This is a genomic window from Achromobacter sp. (assembly GCF_036567245.1).
GTDB lineage: Bacteria > Pseudomonadota > Gammaproteobacteria > Burkholderiales > Burkholderiaceae_B > Achromobacter.
Genome location: NZ_DATCUY010000405.1, coordinates 1 through 3518 on the forward strand (window position 1 = coordinate 1; position 3518 = coordinate 3518).

At 69.6% G+C, this 3518-nt stretch carries 4 protein-coding genes and 1 pseudogene; all 5 read left to right on the forward strand.

The genetic code is table 11. The features are described from left to right. Positions 1-135 (forward strand): annotated as a pseudogene (locus tag VIR09_RS17170) (heme exporter protein CcmB); the annotation flags it as partial. A 7-nt stretch (positions 136-142) separates the two neighbouring features. Then, a complete protein-coding gene (gene ccmC / locus VIR09_RS17175) occupies positions 143-931 on the forward strand; it encodes a heme ABC transporter permease CcmC (RefSeq protein ID WP_332013967.1) in 789 nt (262 codons plus the stop codon). Beyond that, complete coding sequence (ccmD, locus tag VIR09_RS17180) at positions 928-1098, forward strand: heme exporter protein CcmD (RefSeq protein WP_332013968.1); 171 nt, start codon at positions 928-930, stop codon at positions 1096-1098. The genes ccmC and ccmD overlap by 4 nt, the downstream gene beginning before the upstream one ends. Continuing rightward, positions 1095-1556 carry a cytochrome c maturation protein CcmE gene (gene ccmE, locus VIR09_RS17185; protein WP_332013969.1) on the forward strand — a complete coding sequence of 154 codons (462 nt, stop codon included), beginning with the start codon at positions 1095-1097 and terminating at the stop codon, positions 1554-1556. The genes ccmD and ccmE overlap by 4 nt, the downstream gene beginning before the upstream one ends. Further along, positions 1553-3518 (forward strand): heme lyase CcmF/NrfE family subunit (locus VIR09_RS17190; protein ID WP_332013970.1); only part of this gene is annotated, 1966 nt, incomplete at its 3' end. The genes ccmE and VIR09_RS17190, both read left to right, overlap by 4 nt.

Here is a 3518-nt window from a genome sequence, read left to right on the forward strand (position 1 = left end):
GCGGGCGCGGTGTCTGCCTCGCACGCCGGCATGGGCGCCGGGCCGCAATTGTCGCTGCTGGGCGCGTGCCTGTGCCTGGCCATCCTGCTGTGCCCCTGGAGCGCCTCGGCGGCGCTGCGCGTGGCGCTGGACTGAGGACGCCATGCACAAGCACCCTGCCCTGGACGCCTATCCGCCCGCCGCCGCAGCGGGCGCGGGCTGGTTGCGATACGCCTCGCCCGCCGCCTTCTATCCGCTGGCCGGCCGGATGATTCCATGGCTGGCGCTGGGCGCCGCCCTGTTCGCGGCCGCGGGCCTGTACGTGGGGCTGGTGGTGGCGCCCACCGACAGCCAGCAGGGCGAGGTCTATCGCATCCTGTTCATCCACGTCGGGGCGGCGTGGATGTCGATGTTCCTGTACCTGGTCATGGCGCTGTACGCCGCGCTGGGGCTGATCTTCAATACCCGCTTGTCGTTCATGATGATGCGGGCGCTCGCGCCCACCGGCGCGCTGTTCACCTTTCTGACCCTGTGGACCGGCGCGCTGTGGGGCAAGCCCACCTGGGGCGCCTGGTGGGTGTGGGACGCGCGGCTCACGTCCGAACTGATACTGCTGTTCCTGTACCTGGGCTTCATGGCCTTGCAGGCGGCCGCCGATGACGACACGCAGCGGGCCGACCGCGGCGGCGCCATCCTGGTGCTGGCCGGCGTGATCAACGTGCCCATCATTTATTTCTCGGTGCGCTGGTGGAGCACCCTGCATCAGGGCGCTTCGATCAATCTCACCACCGCGCCCAGCATGGCCCACATCATGGTGACGTCGATGCTGCTGATGGTGGCGGCGTTCTGGCTCTACAGCGCGGCGGCGGCGCTGGCGCGCGTGCGCGGCATCATCGCCGAACGCGAACCGGGCGCCGTCCGTGCGGGCCGCATGCGGCGGGAGGCGCCATGAGCTGGGAAGCGCTGTTCTCGCTGCAGGGCCACAGCCCCTACCTGCTGGGCGCCTATGGCGTGACGCTGGCCCTGATCGGCCTGGAAGCCGCGCTGTTGTGGCGCCGCAGCCGCGCCCGGCGCGCAGCGCAGCAAACCGCCAGACGCGTGGACGGGACAGCGCCATGAGCCCGCGCAAACGCCGTGCCTTGGCCATCGTTGGCGGCCTGGGGCTGCTGGCCGCAGCCGCCGCGTTGGTGCTCAACGCCCTGCAATCCAACCTGGTGTTCTTCTTCAGCCCCACGCAGGTGGTGGCCAGGGAAGCGCCGGCCAGCGGCAGCTTCCGCGTCGGCGGCCTGGTGGAGCAAGGTTCGCTGCGCCGCGAGGCCGATGGCCTGACGCTGCGCTTCCTGGTGACAGACACCGCGCACACCGTGCCGGTGACGTACCAGGGCCTGCTGCCCGACCTGTTCCGCGAGGGCAAGGGCGTGGTGGTAGCGGGCAAGCTGGGACCGGACGGCGTGTTCCGCGCGACCGAGGTGCTGGCCAAGCACGACGAGAACTACATGCCGCCCGAAGCCGCCGACGCACTCAAGCGCGCGGGCGCAGGGGCCGGGGCCGGCACCATGCGGGCGGAGGCGCAATGATTCCCGAGATCGGCCTGTTCAGCTTGATCCTGGCGCTGCTGGTGGCGCTGGCGCAAGGCGTGCTGCCGCTGGTGGGCGCCGCCACCGGCTGGCAGGCGGGGCTGCGGGTGGCGCGACCCGCCGCGATCGGCCAGTTCGGACTGACCACCGTGGCCATCGGCTGCCTGGCCTGGGCATTCGTGGACAATGATTTTTCCGTGCTGTACGTGGCCGCCAATTCGCATGCGGACCTGCCGGCCGCCTACCGCTTCGCGGCCGTCTGGGGCGGACATGAAGGATCGCTGCTGCTGTGGCTGTACCTGCTGACGGCCTGGACCCTGGCCGTGGCGCTGTGCAGCCGGCGCCTGCCACTGCCCTTCATCGGCCGCGTGCTGGCGGTGATGGGCTGGATCAGCGTGGGCTTCCTGCTGTTCCTGCTGTTCCTGTCCAACCCATTCGAACGCCTGATGCCGCCGGCCATGGCGGGGCGCGACCTGAATCCGCTATTGCAGGATCCGGGCATGATCGTGCATCCGCCGATGCTGTACATGGGCTACGTGGGTTTCTCGGTGGCCTTCGCCTTCGCCATCGCGGCGCTCCTGTCGGGCGAACTGGATGCCATGTGGGCGCGCTGGGTGCGTCCCTGGACGTTGGCCGCCTGGACCTTCCTGACCGTAGGCATCTTGCTGGGCAGTGCCTGGGCCTATTACGTGCTGGGCTGGGGCGGCTGGTGGTTCTGGGATCCGGTGGAGAACGCCTCGTTCATGCCCTGGCTGGCGGGGACCGCGCTGATCCATTCGCTGATCGTGACCGAGAGGCGCGGCGCCTTCCGCAGCTGGACGGTGCTGCTGGCGATCTGCACCTTCTCGCTCAGCATCCTGGGGACTTTCCTGGTGCGCTCGGGCGTGCTGACTTCCGTGCATGCCTTCGCGGTGGACCCGGGACGTGGCCTCTACATCCTGGGTTTCATGCTGGTAATCGTGGGTGGATCGCTGGCGCTCTATGCCTGGCGCGCGCCCAAGGTGGGATTGGGCGGCGGATTCTCGCTGCTGTCGCGCGAGACCCTGCTGCTGTCCAACAATGTGGTGCTGACCGTGGCGGCCGGCTCGGTGCTGTTGGGCACGCTCTACCCCGTGGTGCTGGACGTGCTGGAGTGGGGCAAGATATCGATCGGCCCGCCCTATTTCGAAGCCGTGTTCGTGCCGCTGATGACGCCCGCGATCTTCCTGATGGGCATCGGCCCGGTAGCGCGCTGGAAGCAGGCGGAACTGCCCGACCTGGGCCGCCGCCTGCGCATCGCCTTCGCCATCAGCGTGGCGACCTCGGTGCTGCTGCCGCTGGCCATGCCGGGCCCGGCGCGTCTGGGTTCGCCCATGGTGATGCTGGGGCTGTGGCTGGCAGCGTGGTCGGTCGCGAGCGCCGCCGTCCATGCCTGGCAGCGCCTGACGGACGGCGACGGCCACTGGCTGCGCCGGCTGGGCCGCCAGCCGCGCTCCTGGTATGGCATGCTGCTGGCGCACGCGGGCGTGGGCATCTTCATCGCCGGGGTCACGCTGGCCAATGGCTACGAGGTCAAGCAGGAGCTGCGGATGGAGATAGGCTCCACCCAGGAAGCCGGCGGCTACACGTTCACCTTCGCCAGCATCGGCCCGGCCGCCGGACCCAACTACAGCGCCCAGCGCGCCGTATTCCCGGTTACCCGCGACGGCAAGCCGGTGCTGACCCTCTATCCGGAAAAACGTCTCTACACGGTGCAAGACATGGCCTTGAGCCAGGCCGACATCGACAGCGGCTTCACCCGCGACCTGTTCGTGGCGCTGGGCGACCCTGTGGGCGACAAGGCCTGGACGGTGCGCCTGCAGGTCAAGCCCTTCATGACCTGGATCTGGACGGGCTGCATCCTGATGGCGCTGGGCGGCCTGCTGGCGGCCGGCGACAAGCGCTACCGCCGTGCGCAGGAGGCGCGCGCACCGCAGCCCGCCA